This is a genomic window from Dyadobacter sediminis, from assembly GCF_005860765.1.
GTDB classification, from domain to species: domain Bacteria; phylum Bacteroidota; class Bacteroidia; order Cytophagales; family Spirosomataceae; genus Dyadobacter; species Dyadobacter sediminis.
The window spans coordinates 22,552-46,636 of record NZ_VCEI01000033.1 but is presented as its reverse complement, the minus strand read 5'-3'; the positions used below and the strand labels follow the sequence as shown (position 1 = coordinate 46,636).

At 42.9% G+C, this 24,085-nt stretch carries 27 protein-coding genes; 11 read left to right on the top strand and 16 right to left on the bottom strand.

Going from position 1 to position 24,085, the window contains the following annotated elements; all coding sequences use genetic code 11:
- Window positions 1–282: 282 nt before the first annotated feature.
- A complete protein-coding gene (locus FEM55_RS24765) occupies window positions 283–1,059 on the bottom strand; it encodes a TerC family protein (protein ID WP_138284282.1) in 777 nt (258 codons plus the stop codon).
- A 375-nt stretch (window positions 1,060–1,434) separates the two neighbouring features.
- On the opposite strand from FEM55_RS24765, the gene FEM55_RS25455 reads away from it, so the two are divergent.
- The gene (locus FEM55_RS25455; protein WP_138284278.1) at window positions 1,435–1,788 is read left to right on the top strand and encodes a transposase; all 354 of its coding nucleotides are present in this window, start codon (window positions 1,435–1,437) and stop codon (window positions 1,786–1,788) included.
- 731 nt (window positions 1,789–2,519) lie between these two features.
- On the opposite strand, the gene FEM55_RS25075 is transcribed toward FEM55_RS25455, so the two are convergent.
- Window positions 2,520–2,714 carry a hypothetical protein gene (locus FEM55_RS25075; protein WP_171036654.1) on the bottom strand — a complete coding sequence of 65 codons (195 nt, stop codon included), beginning with the start codon at window positions 2,712–2,714 and terminating at the stop codon, window positions 2,520–2,522.
- A gap of 611 nt (window positions 2,715–3,325) precedes the next feature.
- Here FEM55_RS25075 and FEM55_RS25280 point away from each other — a divergent pair.
- From FEM55_RS25280 to ppk1, 5 genes are all read left to right on the top strand, one after another.
- Window positions 3,326–3,556: a hypothetical protein gene (locus FEM55_RS25280; protein WP_229209414.1), complete on the top strand. Its 231-nt coding sequence runs from the start codon at window positions 3,326–3,328 to the stop codon at window positions 3,554–3,556.
- A 39-nt stretch (window positions 3,557–3,595) separates the two neighbouring features.
- Window positions 3,596–4,276 carry a gluconolaconase gene (locus FEM55_RS24755; protein WP_229209413.1) on the top strand — a complete coding sequence of 227 codons (681 nt, stop codon included), beginning with the start codon at window positions 3,596–3,598 and terminating at the stop codon, window positions 4,274–4,276.
- Between the two features lie 325 nt (window positions 4,277–4,601).
- Window positions 4,602–5,111, top strand: coding sequence for a cupin domain-containing protein (locus FEM55_RS24750; protein WP_138284316.1), 510 nt, complete (start codon window positions 4,602–4,604; stop codon window positions 5,109–5,111).
- A 66-nt stretch (window positions 5,112–5,177) separates the two neighbouring features.
- On the top strand, window positions 5,178–5,942 hold the full coding sequence (locus FEM55_RS24745; RefSeq protein ID WP_138284275.1) for an SDR family NAD(P)-dependent oxidoreductase: 765 nt from the start codon (window positions 5,178–5,180) through the stop codon (window positions 5,940–5,942).
- A gap of 529 nt (window positions 5,943–6,471) precedes the next feature.
- Window positions 6,472–8,490: a polyphosphate kinase 1 gene (gene ppk1 / locus FEM55_RS24740; protein WP_138284272.1), complete on the top strand. Its 2,019-nt coding sequence runs from the start codon at window positions 6,472–6,474 to the stop codon at window positions 8,488–8,490.
- 254 nt (window positions 8,491–8,744) lie between these two features.
- On the opposite strand, the gene FEM55_RS24735 is transcribed toward ppk1, so the two are convergent.
- From FEM55_RS24735 to FEM55_RS24705, 7 genes are all read right to left on the bottom strand, one after another.
- Complete coding sequence (locus FEM55_RS24735) at window positions 8,745–9,662, bottom strand: DUF2382 domain-containing protein (RefSeq protein WP_138284269.1); 918 nt, start codon at window positions 9,660–9,662, stop codon at window positions 8,745–8,747.
- A gap of 36 nt (window positions 9,663–9,698) precedes the next feature.
- A complete protein-coding gene (locus FEM55_RS24730) occupies window positions 9,699–10,310 on the bottom strand; it encodes an OmpA family protein (protein WP_138284266.1) in 612 nt (203 codons plus the stop codon).
- Between the two features lie 1,009 nt (window positions 10,311–11,319).
- The gene (locus FEM55_RS24725) at window positions 11,320–11,514 is read right to left on the bottom strand and encodes a hypothetical protein (protein WP_138284263.1); all 195 of its coding nucleotides are present in this window, start codon (window positions 11,512–11,514) and stop codon (window positions 11,320–11,322) included.
- A gap of 355 nt (window positions 11,515–11,869) precedes the next feature.
- Window positions 11,870–12,034 carry a response regulator gene (locus FEM55_RS25450; RefSeq protein ID WP_171036653.1) on the bottom strand — a complete coding sequence of 55 codons (165 nt, stop codon included), beginning with the start codon at window positions 12,032–12,034 and terminating at the stop codon, window positions 11,870–11,872.
- A gap of 26 nt (window positions 12,035–12,060) precedes the next feature.
- Window positions 12,061–12,285, bottom strand: a complete 225-nt coding sequence (locus FEM55_RS24715; protein WP_138284256.1) for a response regulator — start codon at window positions 12,283–12,285, stop codon at window positions 12,061–12,063.
- Between the two features lie 532 nt (window positions 12,286–12,817).
- Window positions 12,818–13,993, bottom strand: coding sequence for an AI-2E family transporter (locus FEM55_RS24710; protein ID WP_138284252.1), 1,176 nt, complete (start codon window positions 13,991–13,993; stop codon window positions 12,818–12,820).
- Window positions 13,994–14,036: 43 nt separating this feature from the next.
- Entirely contained in the window at window positions 14,037–15,299 is a 1,263-nt protein-coding gene (locus tag FEM55_RS24705; protein WP_138284248.1) for a YihY/virulence factor BrkB family protein, read from the bottom strand.
- Between the two features lie 155 nt (window positions 15,300–15,454).
- Between FEM55_RS24705 and FEM55_RS24700 the strand changes: the two genes are divergently transcribed.
- Complete coding sequence (locus FEM55_RS24700; RefSeq protein WP_138284244.1) at window positions 15,455–15,721, top strand: YgaP family membrane protein; 267 nt, start codon at window positions 15,455–15,457, stop codon at window positions 15,719–15,721.
- Between the two features lie 70 nt (window positions 15,722–15,791).
- Here FEM55_RS24700 and FEM55_RS24695 read toward each other — a convergent pair whose 3' ends face one another.
- The 3 genes from FEM55_RS24695 to FEM55_RS24685 all read right to left on the bottom strand — a co-directional run bounded on the left by FEM55_RS24695 (window position 15,792) and on the right by FEM55_RS24685 (window position 17,719).
- Window positions 15,792–16,142, bottom strand: a complete 351-nt coding sequence (locus tag FEM55_RS24695) for a hypothetical protein (protein ID WP_138284240.1) — start codon at window positions 16,140–16,142, stop codon at window positions 15,792–15,794.
- A 301-nt stretch (window positions 16,143–16,443) separates the two neighbouring features.
- Window positions 16,444–17,343 carry a YsnF/AvaK domain-containing protein gene (locus FEM55_RS24690; protein ID WP_229209412.1) on the bottom strand — a complete coding sequence of 300 codons (900 nt, stop codon included), beginning with the start codon at window positions 17,341–17,343 and terminating at the stop codon, window positions 16,444–16,446.
- Window positions 17,279–17,719: a YsnF/AvaK domain-containing protein gene (locus tag FEM55_RS24685; protein ID WP_138284235.1), complete on the bottom strand. Its 441-nt coding sequence runs from the start codon at window positions 17,717–17,719 to the stop codon at window positions 17,279–17,281. Before FEM55_RS24685 ends, FEM55_RS24690 begins: the two co-directional genes overlap by 65 nt.
- Before the next feature lie 191 nt (window positions 17,720–17,910).
- On the opposite strand from FEM55_RS24685, the gene FEM55_RS24680 reads away from it, so the two are divergent.
- Window positions 17,911–19,389, top strand: coding sequence for a porin family protein (locus FEM55_RS24680; RefSeq protein ID WP_138284232.1), 1,479 nt, complete (start codon window positions 17,911–17,913; stop codon window positions 19,387–19,389).
- An 87-nt stretch (window positions 19,390–19,476) separates the two neighbouring features.
- Here the strand turns inward: FEM55_RS24680 and FEM55_RS24675 are convergent, their stop codons facing one another.
- Window positions 19,477–20,829: a cation:proton antiporter gene (locus FEM55_RS24675; protein ID WP_171036652.1), complete on the bottom strand. Its 1,353-nt coding sequence runs from the start codon at window positions 20,827–20,829 to the stop codon at window positions 19,477–19,479.
- A 111-nt stretch (window positions 20,830–20,940) separates the two neighbouring features.
- On the opposite strand from FEM55_RS24675, the gene FEM55_RS24670 reads away from it, so the two are divergent.
- Window positions 20,941–21,084 carry a YtxH domain-containing protein gene (locus tag FEM55_RS24670; RefSeq protein ID WP_138284223.1) on the top strand — a complete coding sequence of 48 codons (144 nt, stop codon included), beginning with the start codon at window positions 20,941–20,943 and terminating at the stop codon, window positions 21,082–21,084.
- Window positions 21,085–21,091: 7 nt separating this feature from the next.
- On the opposite strand, the gene FEM55_RS24665 is transcribed toward FEM55_RS24670, so the two are convergent.
- On the bottom strand, window positions 21,092–21,976 hold the full coding sequence (locus FEM55_RS24665; protein ID WP_138284220.1) for an IS3 family transposase: 885 nt from the start codon (window positions 21,974–21,976) through the stop codon (window positions 21,092–21,094).
- 5 nt (window positions 21,977–21,981) lie between these two features.
- A complete protein-coding gene (locus tag FEM55_RS24660) occupies window positions 21,982–22,293 on the bottom strand; it encodes a transposase (protein ID WP_026632161.1) in 312 nt (103 codons plus the stop codon).
- 71 nt (window positions 22,294–22,364) lie between these two features.
- On the opposite strand from FEM55_RS24660, the gene FEM55_RS24655 reads away from it, so the two are divergent.
- Together FEM55_RS24655 and FEM55_RS24650 are read left to right on the top strand one after the other, a co-directional pair.
- Window positions 22,365–22,685 carry a recombinase family protein gene (locus FEM55_RS24655; RefSeq protein WP_138284217.1) on the top strand — a complete coding sequence of 107 codons (321 nt, stop codon included), beginning with the start codon at window positions 22,365–22,367 and terminating at the stop codon, window positions 22,683–22,685.
- A gap of 105 nt (window positions 22,686–22,790) precedes the next feature.
- Window positions 22,791–23,108 (top strand): MmcQ/YjbR family DNA-binding protein, encoded by a 318-nt coding sequence (locus tag FEM55_RS24650; protein ID WP_138284213.1) that lies wholly within the window; start codon window positions 22,791–22,793, stop codon window positions 23,106–23,108.
- Between the two features lie 58 nt (window positions 23,109–23,166).
- On the opposite strand, the gene FEM55_RS24645 is transcribed toward FEM55_RS24650, so the two are convergent.
- Window positions 23,167–24,051: a YsnF/AvaK domain-containing protein gene (locus tag FEM55_RS24645; RefSeq protein ID WP_138284209.1), complete on the bottom strand. Its 885-nt coding sequence runs from the start codon at window positions 24,049–24,051 to the stop codon at window positions 23,167–23,169.
- Window positions 24,052–24,085: the final 34 nt, after the last annotated feature.

Genomic DNA, 24,085 nt, shown 5'->3' with positions numbered 1-24,085 from the left:
GGTCACCTGATGCATCGTTGCTCATAGAATAAGTCATCTTACAATACTTGACGCTTGTTGTGTCGTTCGTGTATGAGATTATGTTAAATCAATCCAGGTAGAGCTTCCTGAATGAATTCTTGTCACCCGTTCCAAGTTAGGTTATCCTGATAGGCCAGGTCTTTGGCTGGGTTACTTATACAAAAGTGTGCTCAAACGTATTTATTAAAAAATTAACAGGAGGTTAGAAGTATTTTGCACTACTTGCATTATTAAGTGCAATCAATGCTAAAATGGCAAGGTCTATAATTGAGCTTTATGGACGGTGTCTTTGATTAACTGCTCCTCACCCGGCCGGTAATGTTCACGGGTTGTTACCGGCTGGCCTCTACCTTTATTCATGCGCATCTGAAAGACGTCCACCAACAGAGAGAATGCCATTGAGAAGTAAATGTACCCTTTGGGGATTTCGAGCCCAAAACCTTCACTTACAAGCGAGAAGCCAATCAAAAGCAAAAATGACAGTGCGAGCATTTTGAAAGCCGGGTGGCGGTTCACGAAATCGCTTATCTTCTCAGCTGCCAGCAGCATCAATATCACCGTCACAATGACGGCTACATACATGACCCACACTTCTTTTACCATTCCAATAGCTGTAATAATGGAATCAACAGAAAAAACCATATCCATGATCAAGATTTGAGTAATTACCTGCCCGAAAGAAGAAGCTTTAATTTGGTTGCTCTGATCACCCTGCTCGCCTTCCATTTTATGGTAAATTTCCGTAGAGCTCTTATAAAGAAGGAATAACCCTCCTGCTAACAGTACAAGTTCCTTCCCGGAAAACCCTTCTCCAAAAACAACAAACAAGTCCTTGTCCAGTTTCATGATCAGAGATATAATAAGTAAAAGGCCAATTCGCAATACGCCTGCTAGTATTAACCCATATTGGCGGGCCTTCTTTTGCTGGTCTGCAGGTAGTTTTGCAGCGATTATTGAGATAAATATCACATTATCGATACCCAAAACAGCTTCCAGGGCGACTAGCGTCAGTAGGGAAACAATGACTTCAAATTCCATGCTATTGCTGATGTTTATGCAAATTCATATATCTCTCAAAATGTATGCCGCAAGGGAAAGTAGCATCATGGTAAAGGAGTCACCGGAAGCCAGGTTTCGCCCATGACCCAGTCTAGACATAAAACTCATTATGGAATCAATTAAGTCTTTGGTGTATAACATAGCTATTGGGATGGCTATCAATGCTAATTCAGGATTCAACTGCATCCCGAAAGAACACCTGCAAGTCGTTTATAAAACACCTAAGGGCTAAATCGTGATAGGACAATGATATGGACCGCAGGTTGTGATCGGCCGCATGACAGAACTGTTGGCAGACGCAGGATACCCAAATGGTTTTAATTACGAATTCCTTGAACTGAGAAATATCACACCATGGACCCCAGTTTTTGGCAAGTACAAGCCAGAAAAGGGAATGGGTTACCTATGACAGGAAAGAAGACGTTTTTACCTGTACTATGGGTAAAACAATTACCTTTTAAGGGCTTCGATCGAACCGTTGACGGAAAACTAATAAAAAACTACCGAGCTTCAAAAAAGGATTGCAGTCCCTGTGCTCTAAAGGAATCCTGCACGCCTAAGTCCCTGTTTAAAAGAATATTTACGACAGCTTATAAAGATTATTATTACCGAGCCTATGAGAGGCAACTAACTAGGCGCGGGAAACGGATGAAACAGGTCCGGCAAAGTACGGTAGAGCCCGTCTTTGGAAGCCTGGTCCATTATTAAGGATTGAGTAAAATCAATGTTTTAGGGAAAGCCGCGGCACATAAGGTGATGCTGATGGCAGCGACCTGCTTCAACCTTAAAAAGTATCTCACACATTTAAAAAGAAAACCGGTAAAAAGTGAAGCAATAGAGACTGTGGTTCACTTATCGAGTGCATTTTCGAAGTCTCTGAATGCTTTTACACTGAATTTTTAAAGTTCTCCGAAGCCAAATCTTATAACTACCAAAACCTAAAATATCAGGGTAGTTCCGCGACAGCCACGACCGAATAACTATTAGCAAAAATAGTATAGACAAACTTTATATAAGTACCACTTTTCATTTATTGTGCAATTAACAGTTAGCAACATAGCCGTTATGGTTACTGATAATGGTAACCATAGCAGTACTTAACAGATTTAGATGCTTTGATAAAAACATTTGGTAAGACAACGCGGTTAAAAATCTGCATCCTACTGCCTGCTTCGACATTGCTATGAGTTAGTGATTTTCGGCAGCATTTATGCTAGAAGCGTTTTTGTTGCGAGATATTAATTTTTAGATAAGTTGTTAACTCAAAAGCAATTGCCGCCGGGACTGAGAGCGAATTAACACCAAAGCGGATACGGAGATTGAAGAAGGTTTGACCCGTATGAAATATTCTAGGGCAAATCCGGCATGGTAACCTGAGATTTTTCGCGTCGCAGCATATTAAAAACAATCAAACCAAAACTTGACAGCTACTGAGTTCATTAATCACCGTTTGGCCATATATTTTCGATATCTAATTGATAGACAATATCAACCAGGTCTTTTATGGTTTGGTAGGATAAATTCTTTTGTTTTAAGAAAGCTGCCCTTACAGAATCTGAATCTGTTTTTGATAGTCTAATTGTCTTGGCGCCGGCAACATGGATAGATTCAGAAGCGTTTGAGATAATTAACATAAATGTTAAATGTTCCTTATCAAGCCAGCGGCCTGATCCAAGGGTGTGAGGTTCAAATGCAACATAATATTACATTCCTTAACCGGGCATCTAAACACAACAAGTGGAATAGAGCAGAATATCTTCATCTTATACGTCCATTTGCCTGCAAACATCGATTTGACATTTTCAATACTGTTGAATGTTATATAAAGGTCTACGTGCTCATGTGAAGGCCGCAGAAAGCTTTTAGTCCTATTTACATTTGAAAAGTCCGTCATATATGATAAAGATTTACTTCAATTAGAATTGCAGAAGAGAACCGGTTGTATAAAAACATGCCATTTAGATTGTGAGCCGCATTGGAATACACATTTCAGGATAATATTAGCTGTCAAGGCTGCACGTCGCCAAACTATGACCAGTTTAAATCGCAAATTTTTCTTGTTGCTTTGTTTTTCAACATCAAGCGCTTTCTAGTATTACGCTGGAATAGTTAATGGTACGGTTTTTTGGTTTAAGAGGTTATTATCTAACTGCTTGCCCTCAATACGATCTTCACAACGAAGTAGCTTAACCTTGGACAGTTGGATAATCCAGTCTGCATTTATTAACTATCAAACACTTCATCTATGAAGCCATTTCGTCTACTGCACTGTTGTTTATTGATTTCAGCTTGGACGTTAAGTGCCTGCGAAGATCATCCAGATAGCCCTAACGCCGTTTTCCCCGAGCGCATTGATTTTATGGCCGACAGGCAATATCCGGAAGGAATTGCCTACTCATCGCAACTGTCAAAGTTTCTTGTCACCTCCATTCCGTTAGGAAAGATCGGCACTGTCAGCACAGATGGTCAATACTAGGATTTACTGACTTCCCCCGAATTAATCAGCGCTATTGGTATGAAAGTCGCCGGTAACCGCGTGTTTGTGTGCAATAGCGATCGGGGAGTTTCTATCAAAAGTACTCAGGAAAGCTCTTTCCAAACTGCCGAGCTGTTAGTATTCAACCTGGAGACCCGGCTGTTGGAAAGGCGAACCGACTTAGATGCGCTCTTACCACAGCAAGAACGAAATTTTGCAAACGACGTTACGTTGGCCCCTGATGGGACTGCTTTCGTGACTGATTCCTTCTCGCCTGTTATTTATAGGGTTGCCAGTGATGGCACGGCAAATGTATTATTAAGAGATACGCTCAATTTTTCAAGTCCCAATTTTGGTTTAAATGGTATCGTCTACCATCCAAGCGGTTATCTTATCACGGCCAACACAGGGCAAGGGAAGCTTTTCAAAGTGGATTTACAAAACGGGAACCAAGTTTCAGAAATAACGGGTATAAGTCCACTACCTGGTGACGGGTTGACGTTACTGAACAATGAGCTGTATGTGGTTACTGGTGGCAACCGTGTAGCTCAATTGCGGAGCACCGACAACTGGCAAACCGCCTCAATCGTTAAATTTGACGAAGGAGCTTATATAGGGGCGACGACCAGTGTTGCTGTTAACAACCAGATTTACACGCTAAATGCACGTATTGGCACAATCGGTGATGCAAAAGAATTCAGTATTCAGCGGTTTCGTTAGAACACGGCACTAAATATATTAGCTATCTTGTATCAGGCAGTGGATTTTCTGGGCAATAAGCTGTTTTGCCAATCAGCTTACCATTGCCCAGAGCTAACTAATTTCAAGGATGTTGGATTATTTTATGAAGATTTTCATTATCTCGCGGATCAAGACGTAATGCGTTGGCAATTGTCTGGAATACTTGCGATGGTACCATCCAAGATTTTACGTTCGATATTGTTTTGGCTATAGGCCGCTTCTAATCAACTATTATTTTTTGGTGCCAACCGGTGTCACTTTTGGGTTATTGCTTGCTATCAACCTAAACATTCCCGAAATAAAGATGATTGAACCTCAACAGTATTTTTTCCAGGACGACGGACAAATTCCCAATAATACGCTGCCGCTTTTGCTATATAAAAACGCATTTGAGTCGCACGGATACGAAGGTGCGGCCTGGCTGGAAAAGACCTTCGCAGAAAACAACTGGACAAATTCCTGGCGCAACGGCATTTATCCATATCATCATTATCACAGCACGTCGCACGAGGTTTTGGGGGTCTATTCGGGCCATGCGCTTGTGCAACTTGGCGGTGATCAGGGTCAACAACTCAGGATCGAGGCTGGCGATATCATTGTCATCCCGGCAGGTGTAGGACATAAGAACCTGGGAAGCCGAGAGCTAGGTGTGGTGGGCGCATACCCTGATGGCCGGAATTGGGACATCAACACAGGTAAACTTGGCGAACGTCCCGGCACTGATCAGAATATAAAGGCGCTGCCAATTCCAAAGACCGATCCATTGCAGGGTACTAACGGACTTCCAGAAATCTGGCGCGCGATACACAAATAAACTAATGATGTGGTGCTCCATGAAGATCAACACACTTATCCAATTAACCCCTGTAACCTAAATCTGATGGACAAAAGGCTAGCTGACAATCTCAGTTTGAAAGGTAAAACAGCTCTGATCACAGGAGCAAGTCAAGGGATAGGACAAGGCATCGCTCTGGGGCTCGCCGAATACGGAGCAGATATTTTGCTACATTACCGCCAGGACCGGCCCGAAGCTAATGCCGTCCGCAAGGACATTTTAAAATTGGGCGTTAGATGCACGTTGGTCAAGGCCGATCTTTCCAAAACCGGTAGTGTGGCCTCCATCGAAAAACAATTAAATGTTCAGCCCGATATCATGGTCATCAATGCATCGTTGCAAATCCCTAAAAAATGGATAGAAGTGACCCAGCAAGACTTTAATTTACAGATGGATGTAAATGTCAAATCTACAATGCTTCTCATGCAGCGTTTTGTGCCCGCGATGATTGAAAAAGGCTGGGGACGCATTATCACTGTCGGTAGCGTGCAGCAAGTCAAACCCCACCCTGCAATGCTGGTATATGCAGCTAGCAAGGCAGCCGTGCTCAACATGGTACAGAATGTCGCAATGCAGTTGGCCGACAAGGGTGTGACCGTCAACAATGTCGCACCGGGTGTAATAGGAACACCACGTCTGGAACAGGGTGTTCCGCAAAGCGATGAACGCATCACAAAGCGGTTAGAAACACCCCAGGGAATTGTTGGCGAACCTTCCGACTGTGCGGCAATGGTACTGCTCCTGGCCTCGGAAGCTGGGCGGTTTATTACCGGCCAAAACATTTTTGTCGATGGCGGGATGAGCCTTTAATTTAATTATTCCCTTGTCGATTCAGGGAAAATTACATTTAAAGGTGTGTGCCACTTTTGTATACAGTACCAAAAAGAACTATATCAACTCCCATTTGGCGCAAATTGATACAAACTAACCTTTTGAACAAAGTTCAGAAATACCACCGAATAATTAGCCACGATTTTCATGTAGATTTTCTCATATACTAGACGCAAACTATGTAAGGGAGCTTTTAGCCTTGCTATGCTGAGAAACTAGAAGTCCCTGCTTAATCAAGGAACAGTGATTGACCAAAAGCTGCTTTCTTATTGGCCCATACGGTTTGTTTGCTGCAATCTTCATGCAAGTCTAGCCTCTATCCCAAGTCCGTTTCATCTGCCAAACGACAACAAGGTGTTTCAAAATCAAGCCGAGCCGTGTGCGAAAACCTTTCAACCCGGGTTTCAATTTACGAGCATTATCCAGTGGCACGTTTTTATATAATAAGGCAGCTATTGCCAGTCACTTTGGCCCCATATTGATCCGTACCACTGATCAAATCTATTGCATGAACAAATACGCTTATTTTGACCGCGATATCAGCTGGTTGTCATTTAATGAAAGGGTCCTGATGGAAGCTGATAACGAAACTGTGCCGCTTTTGGAGCGGGTTAAATTCCTTTCTATCTATTCTGCCAATTTGGACGAATTTTACCGGGTTCGGATGCCCGTCATGCTAAGGCACCAGCAGCAAAAAGACAATAACGAATATGACCAGGCAAATCAGATCATCGATGGGCAGCAAAGCCGGTTTAGAAGCATACTCTCCCAATCAATTCTTCCTGCGCTACAAAAAAATGGGATAAACTTCTATTACCAGGACGAAATACCGCAGGAACTTTATCAGGATATCACCGAGTATTTTTACTGTCATGTAGCTGGGCTCTTACAGCCGGTATTACTAACTGAAAGCCTTGCATTTTTCCCGGAAAATGATCTTTTGTATATCACTGTAATCTTGGACAACGGGCTGGATACCGAGCAGATCGCAGTGGTCAACATTCCGACCGACCACCTGGACCGTTTTGTCAGCATACCAAAAAATGGGGAAGATCACATCATTTTTTTAGATGAAGTCATCAAACAAAACCTGAAAAGCGTTTTTCCCAAAGCAAGCCATATTGATTCCTTTAATATTAAAATAAACAGGGATGCCGTGCTTGATACCCTGGATGATGACGCTGATGATATAACAGAAATTCTCGAAAGACAGCTGCGTAAACGCAAATATGGTTATGCTACCCGGTTTCTGTACGAACCTGGCCTGCCTGAGCGCCATCTGCAAACCTTGAATGAAACTTTTGATCTCAGCCAGGCAGCAATCGTGCAGGGCGGAAAATACCATAATTCCAAGGATCTGGCTTCATTGCCAGTTCGCAACCCGTCATTATCCTATTTGACATGGCCAGCTGCCCGAAATCTATACGGCACCGATCAACTCATATCACTGTTTGATTCATTAGCACAGCATGACCAGATGGTCCATGCACCCTATCAAAGTTATGACAGGATTTTAAGGTTCTTCAACGAGGCCGCGATTGATCCCCAGACCGAAGAAATCTATACAACCATGTACCGGGTAGCACATGATTCAAAGATTGCCCTTGCCCTGATCAGTGCAGCTAAAAATGGCAAAAAAGTGGTGGTTTTGGTAGAGCTGAAAGCAAGGTTTGATGAAGCCAATAACATCCGCTGGTCCAAAAAAATGAAAGCGGCCGGTGTGAAGATTGTGCATAGTATTAACTCGATCAAAGTACACGCAAAACTTGCGCTGGTCAAAAGAACACATCCGGAAAGTCCGCTGTTGGGCCTGCTTGCGACGGGGAACCTGAATGAAGGAACGGCAAGGTTTTACACAGACCACGTCCTGTTGACAGCCTACCAGCCGATGCTGAAAGAAGTCAAAAAACTTTTCCGTTTCCTAAGCAAGAAGAAAAGGCCAGAAATCACAGACAAAATTACATTTCAGCACCTACTGGTGGCACAATTCAACCTACATACAAGATTTTTACAGCTCATCGACCGGGAAATCGTCCATGCAAAAAACGGCTTGCCCAGCGGAATTACAATTAAAGTAAATAACCTAGAAGAAGAAGTTTTGATCAACAGGCTCTATGAAGCCTCAAATGCCGGTGTAAAGATAAACCTGATTGTCCGCAGTATCTGCCGGCTTGTCGCGGGTGTGCCCGGGCAAAGCGAGAACATCACCGTAAAACGGATCGTTGACCGGTACTTGGAACATGGGCGCATCTTCATATTTAGAAATAACGCAGATCCTGAAATCTATATGGGCTCTGCCGACTGGATGAACCGAAACATTTACAGGCGCATTGAAGTGGTCTTTCCTGTTTATAATGAAACCCTTAAAAAGCAGCTCCTGGAAATGATTGACCTGCAGTTGGAAGATACGCTACAAGCCGTTATTATTGATGACCGCTTGAAAAACATTACTTTAACCGGCGAGAATGGCATCCGTTCTCAGGATGCGATTTATGCTCTTTTATCTGATAAAAAATTGTATGAATAACCTATGATAGATAGGCCAATTTTAATATAGTCGGCGTTCAAGTTCTTGGAAACCAACCGCAATGCCATCCTACATGCAGAAAAAAAGTGCCTTTGTAAACCGGTGCTTACCATTATAATTTCCTTTATATCAATATACTTTTTAAACTTGTGGGCGGGAGATATTCTGTTTATTCAGTAGGAAGTTCGATAGCGGTATATAAAAAGCCCTAATCTACAACTTGCAGATCAGGGCTTTTGTTTTTTGAGATAAGATTAAATGCTATTGACGTCTCGATCACTGTCCTTCCTTACCCCCGTTTTGTCGGAATTAAGATCTTCCACTTCAACCTCCGTGCTGCGCACAGTGTCTTTGATGACTTCTTCACGTTCAGTGACGTCCTTGGTCAATGAAACTTCTTCAACTACAACAGCGGTTTTTGATACGACCGGCACTTCTGCATGCTCGATCAGCTCGATGCTTCTTTCCTTAAATGTATCCAACTCACCGGGTGTGACCAGGCGGTCAACAGGCGTGCGATCTACATGGACATGTTCGGTTTTAAGGGTCACGTTCTCTTGAACTGCTTGCTCTTTGATGCTGCTGGTAAGCCGCACCCCGCCGGTCTGCACTTCCCTTTTGGATATATTGATATCTTCTTCAATGATAGGAATACTTTCATCACTTCCAGAAATGCTTTTTTCACTGGATGCAGTCCTGGAACCATAGAACTGCTTGTCATCAAAATGCTCGTGATTATAAAATCCCTCCGGATGGCTCTCATAAGTAGCTGTGCCAGCAGCAGCAGCTGCTGCAAGTCCTGTAAATGTGCCGCGGATCTGCGATTCGGTTGCAGGTGTGATCATCCCTTTTTGATAACTCGGCAAAGAGCCCAACTTCTGGCTGGTCAATTCTGCCAGGATTACTTCATCCTCTTTTTCATCCAACGTAGCCAATCCAATTGGGACCAGCACTTTTTTAGAATCCAGTCCTAAGTTGTTATCGTCAAGGTCAACAATAATATACAACACTTTTTGAGATTGGGTATCAAAGATCAGCTCATCGACTTCTCCAATTTCGTTGCCTGCTGTATCCCGTACGTCCCAACCCTTAATGTTGGGCTGCCCATCGACGATTTCGTAACCGCTGCCGCCAAGCTCCTGCATGCGGTCAGTATCATTTGAATTTGCCATAATGTTAGTTTTTAATTAAAATCATTTGCTGAACACTTACTTTGCTTTGGCCACTATTTCAACCCTACGGTTCATATGCCTTCCAGAAGCAGTTTGGTTAGTAGCTACGGGATCAGTTTCGCCTTTGGACATAACCGTAATCATGTCAGCAGAAAAACCTGCGTTCTTTACCAGCCACTGTTTTACAGATTCGGCACGCTCTTTACCCAGTTCTTTATTGAGCCCAGCTGAGCCCGTCGAATCCGTGTTACCGTAAATGGCCAGCGCTACACCTTTAAAACGCTTTTCAAGTGAAGCGCTTATTTGTTCTAACTGCTTCTGGGCACTCTGCTGCACTTCATTCTCACCGCTAGCAAAAAGGATATTTTCGCCTAATCCATAGATGGTGTAGTTGTCATCGCCTTTCACCGCAATGGATGTATCGGTAATTTCCTCAAAGTGCGCTTCGGAAGCATTAAAATTGACATTATCCCACTCGGGCAAGGTAACTGCTTTTACATCAGCGGTGCTATCGGTTGAACCCGTAACCACATCCCCATCCTTATTGCAGCCGCGCAATAATGCGATCAGACCGATAACAACGAGTAAAAGTAGTAGCCATATCCACCATGGGCGGCTTTGTTTTGGTTGAACATCTAATTCTGCCATAGTTGATTTAAGTTTAGTTATTAAGTTAATTCAAAGTGTGTTCCTGAAACCGACTTTCTCGTCTGCTTAGTATGTGATCTATTAAACGACCGGCCGCACCGGGCGGTGGTACTTAGAGCAGTTCCCTGCTTAGCACCAAAACGAGCAGCAGCGACACCGATCAATAACCTTAGGAATGTAAAGATTGCGGCCTTTGAAGCCGCCGATGCCGCATCATCTGCCGCTTGACGGGCTTTCACTTCGGCCTGCACTTTTGCCTGGTCCAATTTTACTTTGCCTGATTGAGCTGCTGATCCAGTTATTGACAACCTGTTCTGATTCCGCTCGACTTTTCCCGGTTTGCTTCATGACAACATTGACCGCATCCTGACGGTCTACTTGGTTAATAGTGCTCTGTCCTTCCTTAAAAAGCTTTTTAAGTAACCCGCTGCCATTTCATCCGCTACTTGCGGATTCGAGGCGGCATTCTGACCTGTCGCCTTTGCGCGATCCACTGCATTGCCGCCTTTCTTTTTCCAAGGTGTCAGAACTCAGTGGCGGGTCGCCCGTTTGGCGTAGCACCTGTCCCACTTCACCTTGCTAATTGTCCAGGTCAAAGCCGTTAACTTGCAATTGCTCTTGCACTTTATCAGCTGCACCGGGAACAGCTGATGCTACTGCCGAACTCTGATTATGCATATTAGGATAGATATTTATTTGCTATTAAAGCAGAGATAGCATGTTATACGGCTTAGCCAAATACATAACAGCATTGAATATAATAATTTTCAAGAGCGATGTTCGAAAACGTCATATCAAAACTAAAATCACAAAAACTATTCTCAAAAGTTCTAATATGTGATTATCATCTTCCACAATCAATATTCTCTTCATGACACATCCTTGTAATTTTACATGAAAGCTCTATTTCCATGCCACAAATAAATTCTCCTAATTATTAAATTGGCAGGATAGCAACTAAGCTATTCTGCCAATTTTTGCAAATACTGAAAAAATTCTAGCGAGCTTGTTAACCCAATTTAATCAAGTATTCCCTTTTCAGAGCACCTTCACACAAACCCATTTCGAGCGAAACTGCTTTATGTAACTTTAAATAGTTCTCAACACTACGCATTGCCTCATTTTCAGATTCTGCCCCCGTTACTTTTAAGGTTATACCTGCTTTGACCTGCCCGGATGGGTCAGGATTTTCTATGTCTGCCATCGCTTCTGTTTTTAATGCATAAAACTTATATAAATATCAAGCCAAACATGGTGAGTAAGTTGCCGATAGAAAAGATATATTGTTCTCCAATGTTGAATTAACTTTACAAGACGCTGACATAACCATCCTTATCGATTTTTTACATTTGCTTTTTACTAAGCATTTATTATTTCTGAACACAGCAAGACAACATCGGCTCGAAAGCGGCCGAGTAGCATCATCAAGCCAATTTATGACATCCCTACTTGGCTTGTATCTAGGACTGGCATCTGCCAGGAACGCATAGGCAAACAAATTACCCTATTGTGCTGCTTAAATACTTAAAAAAGTGTTGAAATATTCTCTTGGTCAGATTTCAAAAGGCGCTAAAACTGGTTGGTTTTGTTATAAATTCGGAAGCATCGGCACGTATTGCCTTTTGAGCCAGGTCAGGGTTTGAAGATATTGACATCATTACCGTAGGAATATGGGACAACTTTGAATCTGCTTTTATAGCTATAATCGTTTTTAATCCATTCATTCCACCCATATTCATATCAACTACTATCACCGATCACTTAAATTTACTGCATCTCTCAACATTTCAACTAGCTCCTCGCCCGAATCTGCATCAACTACTTTGACATCATCAGCCGACTTTTCAACAGCTTCCTTAAACAGGTATATGTCATCCTCATCGTCGTCAGCGATAAATACGGATTTATCCTTTTTTACTAAATAATATTTTTTTAACAAAATACGATTAGTGTATTTTAATTTAGAATTAGTCATTATGTTTAAGCGCAGGTTTCTATTATGGCCACAATTCGCTAATCCTAAACTGGTAGATAAAATCAACTGCCCTTTCAACCGCAATTACTGGAAGAGTGCTTTGTTCTAGACATGCGGCCCTGATTTTGCTTGTGTCCCGCTCATTTATCTTAACCACCTTGGAGCTGATGATCATATTATGGTCCGTCGAATCTAAAAGAAAAAGCATGAACATGATTTCCTTACAGCCCAGCCACGAAACGGGCCCCCACGATTTTAATTGAGCGTAATTCAGATGGAGCACAATATTAGATTTAGGATCTGGAAAGATGAATGCAATCACTGCAACTCCACAAATAACTTTAACCTTGCAAACAGGCTCAGAGCACTTCCAATTTCTCCTGTCTACACAGGTCTTTGAGCCGACTCTTACTTCCAGGTGTTTATGGTAAGGTATTGCGTGAAGTATATTATTTTTGACATGTATATAATCTGGCTGTTGCATCGGTTCTAAAGCAGGATATATCACACATTTAATTTTTTGTACTTCGGATTAACTTTCCGCGTCTTCTTTGCCATTTACTGCACTGGTAACTTTTTTATCTTTTGAAAAGCCATAGTCTTTCAACTTCCAGCGTTTCATAACAATTGCTGTGGAGTATCGCTTCAAATGGTAGTCTTCTGGTTCCCCGATTAAAAAGCCATAAGCACGCATGGACGGAATGGCGTCAAAAACCACTTTAAGGACCGCCGTGATCGGTAGTGCTAAAATAAGGCCAGAAATACCAAAGAGCATACCTCCTAAAAGCAGGCCAATCATGGCCATCAGCGGATTAATGCTCACCTTACCACCGACAATATTGGGAGTAAACAAATTTCCTTCTAAAAATTGGACTACCTGAAACCAAAGCACTACCCCGAGTGCGTAGAAGGCGCTGTCCTTGGTGGCCAGTGCAAACAAAGCTGGAAGGATAGAACCAATTGCTATCCCAATATATGGCAAAAGCATTAAAAGTGAGGCAAGTGTGCCAAAGAACCATGCATACTGTATTCCGAGCAGCAGAAGACCAACCGTATTAAGAACGGCCACAATGGCCATTACCGTCACAAGGCCGATCAGGTAGCTTTGAACAACCACATAGATTTTGTCCAGTACCTGCTGGACTTGGTCCTTCGCGACCGATGAGAATGCATGAAAAAAGAATTCACGGAAAAAATCCCTGTAATACATCAGAAAAAAAGTAAATAAGGGCACAATAACTGCCCCGGCCAGAATACCGCCAACAGAACCAAATGCAAGGCTCAAATAAGTCCCGGCATTCGAAACAGCTTTATTTGAAAAATCTTTGATTTGCTGGGTAATTTGGCCCTCCTCTATGCCAAATCTTCTGGTAATCCAAATCTGTATGGTATCAAAAATGGACATAAACTTAACTTGCAGATCCATTCCGCTCGAACCAATCACTTTGACCTGATGGACAATAAACCAGATCAACAAACTAATTAAAAGAATAGCAACTATCACAGCTATCAGACAGGAGAGCGCCCTTTTGACTTTGAAACGTTCTAGGAACCGACTAATTGGAAAAAGCGAAATGGCTAGAAGGATCGAAAACATCAATGGGATCAAAAGGCTTTGCAGCGCATATAACAAAGCAATGATCAGTACAAGGCTCAAAAGCGAAGCTGCAAGTTGAAAAGTAGGATTTTTTGAGTTATTGATTTCCATGGTGAAAATATAATTTTGTAACTAATCAATGTATCATTGGGAGTTATATACGCCCCAGGCGCATTAGCAGCCGTTTGATCTGCCCAAATGCCTTTTTTCTATATAATAGAAATAAAGATAGTAGCACCAAGGTAAACACTAACAGTATTACAAACCCCAGATAGTCACTGTCTACCCAACGGTTTAAAATATAACCTAGAAGTAAAACCACAACGATAACAATTAAAAGGCCTAGTACAGCAATAATGCTATAATAAGTCACAGGCGTGGCCAGATTAGCTATCCAGGCAGTGATTTCATTTTTAACTTCTAAAATCTTTTTGTCGATAAAATTTTTGACTGGCAAAAACAACTTTTGCGCAAACCCGGGCTTCTGAGCACTCCCATCAGCAATCCCGATCGGAGTTCGTTTCTCCGATTCCTTGCGGATAATCAGTACGGCATGCGCATTCGGCGTGATGGATTTGCCACCAGAACGCGCATATACTTTGGTAAATTCAGCGCCGAAATACAGAATAATCGAGGAATAATAAATCCATGTCAAAAGGATAACAATCGAGGCAGAAGCCCCATAAGCAGCACCAAGGTCAGACTGGCCCAGATAGATACTAATAACAAACTTTCCGATGGTAAATAATACTGCTGTAAAAGCCGCCCCAAAGATGCACTCTTTCCAGCGGACATGGCCGTCAGGAAGAATTTTAAATATCACTGAAAATAAAGCAGTAATAATGACAATCACCAAGGCAACGTTCAGCACCGAAAATATAATAACTGAAACCTGTGAGAAATACATTTCCAACCGACTGCTAAGAAGATCAACCAAAGTATTAACCCCCAGGGATACTATCAATAAAAATCCGAGCGTGATCAGGACCGAAAAAGAAAGCAACCGGCTTTTCAGGTATCCAAGCCATCCTTTTTGTGGCTTGGATTTAATAGACCAAATATAGTTGATAGAGTCCTGGATCTCTGCAAATACCCCGGTAGCACCGATCAACAGGGTTATAGTTCCAATGGCCGCAGCAGTCCCGGATTTATTTGAAACCGCCGCATTTTTTATAATTCCCTGTAATTGAAGGGCAGCCTCGCTACCAACAAGTCCCTTAATCTGACCAAACAATTGTCCTTCAAAAGCTTCACGCCCAAAAAAAATACTGACCACGGAAATAAGGACCAGGATCATCGGTGCAAGTGAAAACACGGTATAATAAGACAAGGCAGCACTCAACTTAAGGCCATTATCCTCCATGAATTCTGTGAAGCTTTCCTTTAAGACATCCTTGTAAAAATTTATTCTCGACATATAGAAGTGATTGTTTTACATGATGTTCTTACAGTTTGGGAAAGAATATCATGCCAGGCTATGTTTATATCGAAAGCATCAAATTCACCTTTTGTCGCTCATTTAAATGCTGGAATAATTTTATTGAATCCAGGTTACAACATTAATTTAGGGATATGGGAATAGTTGGCAGTTTTGTACAAAAGAAACTTTACAGCAAGATTTTTAGTAAAGATGGTATCATTAATGTCGGAAATGCTGAACGCATAGGGTCCTTTGTGGCAGGATCATTGATAACCTACTACGGTATCAAAAACCAAAATACCTTGATTGGAAAAGCAGCATCTTTGGTTGGCGGCTTACTGATTGCCAGGGGAGCGAGCGGCTATTGTCCAATTAACAAAACAATTGGTCGCGACACTCATAAGCTCTTGATTTATTGATTTTCAATAACTTATTTTTATTAAAACAGTCTGTTCGATGCAGACTGTTTTAATGAATAGACTATATTACTTACTCAGATTTCGGTATATCACCGGCCATCCGTAATGCACTGGCCAGTGCCATTAGCAATGAGGGCATCTCCCCTTCTGCCCCCATGTCCGGGGCAATCACAATGAGCTGACCTGCCAATGTGCCCATCTGGCTTATTACTGCACCTCCATCCACAGGCTCTTGCCCTAATAATGATTTAAGCTTTTTGAGTCCGTCGGCAATGGGCCTTGTATTTTCAGCCTGATCTAGTGGGATGATCCACTTATCTATGATCTCTACACCCTTTTGAGGTGTGAGCTGCTTTTCTTCACACATCAGCATAGATGTGGTTTCATCCAAAAATCCAGTGGTATCAGCAATATCTTCCATATCTGCTTATTTAAATTTGAAGTGAACTTTCAAGCGGTCATTAATACTATAATTTCGGTCAGCCACTAGATGGTAAGTTGAAGTGATATTTTCGCAAGCATCGCTCGCCTATCATATACGGAGCATTAATATCTACGATGTCCCATTATGGGGTTATTCTTACAGGTGGATTATTTCCTTGCAAACCTTGTCATCCAAAGTAGTATGAGATTGCATTGAACGTCTCCTGTTTGTTGATTCTAAGTAAAAAAGCAAAAGGCCCCGTAAATTCGGAGCCTTTTGCAAAGGTGATCAGTCCGGATTAGCGAAGGTCCTCATCATATTTGCGGTTCTGTGGACTTGAAGGTATTTCTTCAACATCCACCTCAGTTTTGCGAACAGTGCCTTTGACAGTCTCCTCTTTTTCTTCTATTTCTTTTTGAAGGCTCACCTCCTCCACCACGAAGGCTTGTTTTGAAACCACCGCGACTTCTTCGTGCTCGGTCAGCTCGATAGTTCCTTCTTTGAAAGCATCAAAATCAGCCTCTGTTGCGGGTCGGTTTGCAGCCGAGCGTGTCACTGAGACATGTTCCTGACGCAGACGGATGCGCTCTTCGACAGGCCGTTCAATGATCCGGCTTCTCAAACGTACACCTCCTGTCTGCACTTCACGTTTTCCAACCTGCATCTGCTCTTCAATTACAGATATACTTTCCTTATTGTCGTTGACATCAGATATGCTACCTGCTTGTGGTGCAATCAGTGTGTTATCAAAGGCTTGATTCATTTGGCCAAATTCATCCACATCCACCGCGCCATGATCATCAAGTATATCTGCCGCCACTTCTGCTTCCTGATTGGTAAGCGCATGCACAGTTACGACAGTGCCCCTTCGTCCCGCCTTACTAAAACGGTCAGCTTTTTCATCATCGTCACTAAAAAGGTTTTTAAAAAACCCGCCGATCCCATCACTGTCATCATCCAGGCTTTGATCAGCTTTGTAATCAGCTGGTTGGGCAGATAGGTCAACCTGAGATGCTTCGTAGCCATTATCAAGCAAATACTGTTTAGCCTGCTGGGCCTGGCTTTCCTGTTCAAATATTCCGATTACTGTACTGGACATAATTTCTGTTATCTGGTTAGTTGTGAGCCTGCTCTCAATAAATATCTGTGCCAGTATTGGTACGCACAATTTCAACTTCTTGGCGAAGTACAGTTTCATTTACCAGGGCAAGGCTGGTTGTGGTTTGCGGGCAAATATGTATCTCTTCAACCAGCATCAGTCTCTTTTCTGTAACGAGTACCTCTTTGATTACAGCAATAATCGTAACGCCATTCTCATATCGGACTGGGGGTGCTGACTCGACATATTCGTTAATCTGCCTGCGTTCTATAATTACTTTTTGGCAGCTAAGTTCAATCTGTTCGCTTACCGGATCTTCATAATTTTTTTTAGAAACCAGCACCTTTCCCGTTTGTATGGTCTTTTTATCGACAATCAGTACCTCCCTGATCAATGGGATAGACAGGGGCTGGTGTGGTAAAAAGGGTTGAGCGTTAGGCAAATCAGGCTTTTCACTGTTATTTTCTGTGCTCATATCTATGTCATCTATCGGCCCGTGCCTTTCTCTCTAGGGCATCTGTTGGAAATCAAATGTGATCTGTTAAAATATTGTACCGGAAGCACTCTCGATTATTTACGTGTTAAACAACAGATCAGTGTTAAATCTGGGCGGCATGATTGTTTGACAGGACTACTGATGCATCATAACAATAAAAAAACCAGGAAATGAAAATTCAATCCATCTTTATACAGGCAGTTGCTCTTGCTATCTTGGCATTGCCCTTAGCTGCCCAACAGGTTTCAAAGGATTCCTTAGATGCGCTCAAGAATCAAAAGCAATCAATTGAATCAAGTGCAAAGTTAAACGAGCAAAAAATCGAGCTTGCCAAACTTGAAAACGAACTGATTGAAAAAACAGGCGCAGCAGAAAAAAAAGCAGTAGAAGCACAAAAGTTAGCAGATGAAAACCAGGCATTGGCCGGAAGGCTTAAAGACGACCCGCAGAATAAGAAACTTTCCAACCAGGCATCAAAATCTGCCCGTACCGCCGAAAGGGGAGCTAAATCCGCCCGTAAGGCTGCTGACCAGGCAGAAGAATTGAAAAAAGACATTGAGTCGTTAAAATCAAAAATCGCCGAAGAAGAGACCAAATCCGGCGACTTAGGCATGGCGGGTTCACAAGCCGCCTACCGGCAGGCGTCCGCCCAATCGCAGCCATCAGCATCCACCGAGCAAATCAACAGCTCTTCATCGCCAGTTCGTGTCACTGCGCCCCCAATACCATCCGCCGCAGCACAGGCGAGCGACCAATCTGCTTCCGCTGTGGCCCAAAAAGTAGTCGAATCAACTTATAGGAGCTATCCGCAGCAGCCAGGTCAGCCCACTATTATCATTAACAACATCATAAGCCCCGGCTATAATGGGGTAACCGCCCCTCCGGCAGCAAAGCCTGAAAATGAAAAATCGGAGCTGGCTGACAAAAAGGAATACGAGGATTTCAAGGCATGGAAAAGACAAAACCAGATGCAGTCAAATAACCGTATGGATGAAAAGCAAAGCGGCTTATCCAACAACAATTTGGATGAAGAACAGCAAACGATGGAAAGAAATGAATCACGCTCAGGTGAAAAAATGAGCTTTCGTCAGCGTTTTGGTGAAAAACCGGCTCGTAATTCAGGACTTTGGGTTATTCCTATGGTGGGTGTACATGCCTCTAACTTTAAAGCAGATCTTGGTGAAGGCAAGGCAGATGGCCGTACGGGCTGGAATGCGGGGCTCGATTTCCGGATTCATGCCAAAAGATTTTTCATTCAGCCCGGCGCGCACTATTTCAGCTCCTCAATGCGTATAACCAGTGAGGACAGCATATCCAATGCACCCCTTTTGTCAGGTCCAAGGATACATTCATTGAAAGTCCCTGTGTTGTTGGGCCTTTACCTGACCAAAGCCAATAAAGGCTTTTTCAAGATGAATGTTAAAGCAGGTGCTACCGGGACGTATGTTTTGGCCGTGGATAAAAATGAGCTTGAACAGTTTTCAAAAGATAATATCGAGGAGTATTCCTATGGCCTGAATGCAGGTTTAGGATTGGAGTTCGGGCTCATTACACTTGATTTCTCATATGAATGGGGCATGAGCCCGCTTTTTAAAGATAATAGCATAAAAAATAACGTGCTTCGCGCAACGATAGGCTTGAAGCTGTAAGATATACGGGCGTAGTCAAGGTTCACAAGAAATACATCCGAAAATGTGGCAGGGGTCGTTTCAAGTTGAAACGACCCCTCTTTTTATTCATTTAGGATTTTGAAAATATTTTTCCAGCCGCTTCATGACACCCGTTGCCGTAAGTCCATGCACTATTACAGAAAGGAGCGCAATCAAGGCAGTTACAGACCACAGCTCTTTTGCATGGGTAAAATTTGCCTCCTTTAAAGCAAATGCCAAATAATAGAACGAGCCTATCCCTCGAATGCCATAAAAGCTTATCCCAAGCTTTTCATTAAAATGCAGTGCTGTCCCACTTAGGGCAATCAGGCCCGATAGTGGCCTGATCAAAAACAGAAAACCGACAGCAAACAAAGCCATCTGCCAGCTTACTTCGTCCAATATGCCATGCACCAGGCTTCCTCCAAAAACCAATAGTACCACGGCTACCAAAATACGCTCTGTCTGATCCGAAAAGCTATGCATGTCCTTATGAAAATCGTGGTTGATCTCATAGTTACGGAATGTAACAGCTGCTACAAATACAGCAACAAAGCCATATCCATGCAGCAGCTCTACAATTCCAAATATGGAAAGTGCAGCTGCAACGGCTATAAAACCGTCATCAAGATTGATCCTGCGGCTCTTCTCGGACACATTCAGCACCAGGTAAGCCAGCAAACGGCCAAGAAGAAAACCGAAAATGACCCCGCTGGCAATTTTGTAGATTAAATCGACAAGTACCCACATTGTGAGCCCGGTGGTAATGTTTCCAGCGGAAGATGCTGCAAGCACTATCGCTAGCCAAGTAAAAGGGAACGCCATCCCATCATTCATCCCTGCCTCCGCAGTCAGTGAAAAACGCACATCGTCAGCAGCCCCTTCCTTCGGTGGCCCGACCTGTACATCTGCGGCAAGGACAGGGTCTGTGGGGGCAAGCACTGCACCCAGTAACAGTGCTGATGGCAAACTGAATCCCAAAAATCTCCACGCCAAAAAACCTACTGCTACAATACATAGGAGCATTGTTACGCTGATAAGGCGAAAGGGAATTGCCCAGTTTTTAAATGAAAATGGGCGGTCAATTTTAAGGCCAGTACCCATCAGCGAAACCACGACCACAAGCTCTGTCATATGGATGGTGTAATCCTGATAGAGAACCGGATCTGGCCGGGGGAGCTGTTTTATTAGGCTGTAAACCAGTACGCCTAGCAGCACATAAACTACCGAATCTGAAATGCCTGTCCTGGCAGTGAAGGATGGCATCCATGCCATGCCCAAAATCGCAATTCCGATGATTGTAATAATCAAAATATAAATGTCCATAAAAGCTTGTGTAGTAAAACTGTTCCTGATCCTGTGATCCCCTTTTTTGCGGGACATAATAGCCATTTGTACTACCACCATCAATCCCACATAGAAATAACTGCTTTCTGGCAAATCAAAGTCACATTTGAAAAACATCCAGGCATCACCTATCTGACTTTGGACATCAATAAAATCTTTGGCACGCTATTAGTCTATCATGATCTAAATTAACCAACAGACGATATGAAAACCAATTATGAAAATGTTGACTATGATAGTGATCATCATGAAAGCAGCACAGGTCTAGTTATAGGTATCCTGATCGGCGCAGCAGTCGGGGCATTCGCTGCAATCTTGTTTGCACCTAAATCAGGTAAAGTGTCTTGACCCCTTATTAGTTGGACACTTCTTCTGGAATGGTTGTGTCACAAACCATGGCTTGATCCCATTTTTGCTGGGGTGTCACGAAACCGATTGAACGATGGAGGCGACTTTCATTGTAATGTTTGATGAAACGCTGAATTGTATCTTTGGCCTCGTAATAGCTCGCAAATTGGTTACGCTCAATCACTTCACGTTCTAAAATACTGTGAAAGGCTTCGATGTAAGAGTTCTCCTCCGGCGTTGCAACATGCGTGAATTGTTGCTTTACATCCGAATTTTTCAAAAAATTCCGAACCTTGTGGGCAATGAATTGGCTCCCATTATCATTTCGTAATATTACTCCTTGCAACTGATAAAAATGGTTAACCCGGCGAAGCAAGTTTATTAAATCGAGCTGCCGAATGCTGCTCTGAAACATCCAATCAATAATTTTACGAGTGTAAACGTCCAAAATACACAGCAAATAATAATTGCGGCGTTCACCATGAACCCAAACATATTTTATATCCCAGCACAGGTATTCTAGAGGCTTACTAGCTTCAATACGACGAAATTGAACAAATTCACGCTTTCCACTAGGTCGAATCATTTTGTTCAATAAAAGGCCATTGGCAAGCATAAGTCGGTACACTTTCTTCTTATTGATCAGATATTCTTTTTTCAATTCATGCGTGGCATACTCATACCCAAACGCGTTAAATTCAGTATCAATAAGCTTTTTAATGTGAATTACGACATCTTCGTTAGGCACCAAAGCACCATCCAGCTTCATCGTTACCTGGCTGGCTTTCGCTCCTGGCTTGCCATTTCGAGCTCTATAATAAGATACACTACGGGGTAACTCTAACCACTTACACAGTTCTTTTCGTGTCGTAGATTGCTGGTATTGAGTCATAACGGCTATCTTTTCCTGGGTCCGATAGGAGTTTTTTTTAGCAGTTCACTTTTCACCTCCAGCTCGAGAGCTTGCTTGGCTACTATGCGCTTCAAGCGTTCGTTTTCCTCTTCTAAGATGCGTAGTTGCGGATCAACCCGTGGATATGAATCCCGAAGGCCATCCTTCCCGCTTGCCAAATACTTTTCCTTCCACCTCCTTAAAAGAGATGGTGACAGGCTATACTTTCTACTAACCTCGGAAGGCCCGCTCCGAAGAGATTCCTGTACGATCGAGTACCGGTCTTCGGCACTGAATGTTCGCCGTTGTTTACTCATGATTCCTAAATTAAATGGACTAAACTGTTTTTACAATTTTGTCCAACCATTTAGGGGGCTAAGACACTAAAATGGGTATCGTCTTTAAAGCACTGGATCTGGGTATTGATTCTTCTACTCCGGCAGGTAAGATGGTGATAGGTATTTTTGCATCCCTTGCAGAGTACGATAGGGAAATGATTCTAGAAAAAACCAAAGCGGGACAAGTTCTCGCGAAAGCCAAGGGGAAGCATATTGGCAGGCCGAGCGGAGTAAATGAGGGTAATTTCTTGAAGGTAAAACGCGGCTTTGAAAAGGGGCTTTCCGTTTCCGAAATTGTAAGCTTAACTGGTATTAGTATTTCTAGTGTGAAGCGTTATAGAAAAAAGATAACTGATAGCATTCGAGGATAAACACTCTCCACATACAAATGCCGTATGCATGTGGACAAACCATATCAATCAGTCTAGTACCGAAACCGCTAACGACTCGTGGTAACTTTTAATCAAATAAGAGAAATGGCCTTGACTTTCCCCGAAGTCACCCAGGAGCCACACTTCGAAAAGATTTCTTTCCGGGTGAAGAAGAAGATATTTGCTACCTACGATGAGCAGCTGAAACGGGCGAGTATCAAATTATCAGAGGTTGATCAGAGCGTATTCTGCTCAGGCGACCAGACAGTCATTTTTCCTGTGGATAATAAGTGGGGCAAGCAGGGATGGACGCTGATCGAAATGGAAAAAGTGCATCAGGATCTATTTAAAGATGCCCTCACGACGGCCTATTGTACGGTAGCACCGCAGAAATTGGCTGACTTGGTGAGAATGGATTTATAAGGCAGTGTAACAAAAAAGGCACCGGGATGGGTGCCTTATAATGTAATGCTTATATCGATTATAAATCCAAGCGGGATCTTCTGAGCCTTTCTTCATCTGAAAGGTCCTCAACTTCAACCTCAGTACTACGCAAAGTTTCATTAATTACTTCCTGGCGCTCATCTACGGTTTTGTTCAGGCTCACCTCCTCTACTACCCGTGCTTCCTTGTTTACAACCGGCACTTCCGCATATTCTTTCATTTCAATAGTCCCTTCTTTGAAAGTATCGAAATCTGACTCGGATGCAACCCTGTCGACAGGCGTCCTTTCAACATTTACCTGCTCCTGACGAAGCCGGACGCTTTCCTGAACAGGACGCTCGATAATGCGGCTTCTTAGACGCACGCCACCCGTTTCAATCTCACGCTTTCCAACCTGCAATTCCTCTTTGATTACCGGTAAAGATTCTGTTGGACCTTCCGATCCTATTGAGCTGCCTGAAACGGTATTAAGCGACCTGTTTGGGTAAGGGTCAACTGAATTGTCAGTATAAGAATTTACAGGTACATCGGTAACTGCACCGGGATTTGTCTGGTTTGACTCATAATAGTTAACAGCAGTGTCATTTACATTGACCGCGCCATATTGGTCCAAAATATTTGCAGCTGTTTCCGCGCCCTCCGCACTTGCTGTATGCACCGTGACAATTGTCCCACGTCTTGCCGCTTCTGAGTAACGCCGGGTTTCATCTTCATCTCCGTCAAAAAGATCTTTGAAGAAGTTTCCGATGCGGTCACCAAAATCTTCATTATCTTTTTTAACAGCTGGTACTATCGTATCTGAATCGTATGATGACGTTGTAATATCGACTTCACTGGATGAGAATCCGTTTGCCAGTAAATAACTTCGCGCTTGCTGGGCATCGATTGCTTTTTCGAAAATTCCAACTACTGTATTAGCCATGATTGTTGATTTAAAAGGTTTCAGTTTATTGAAT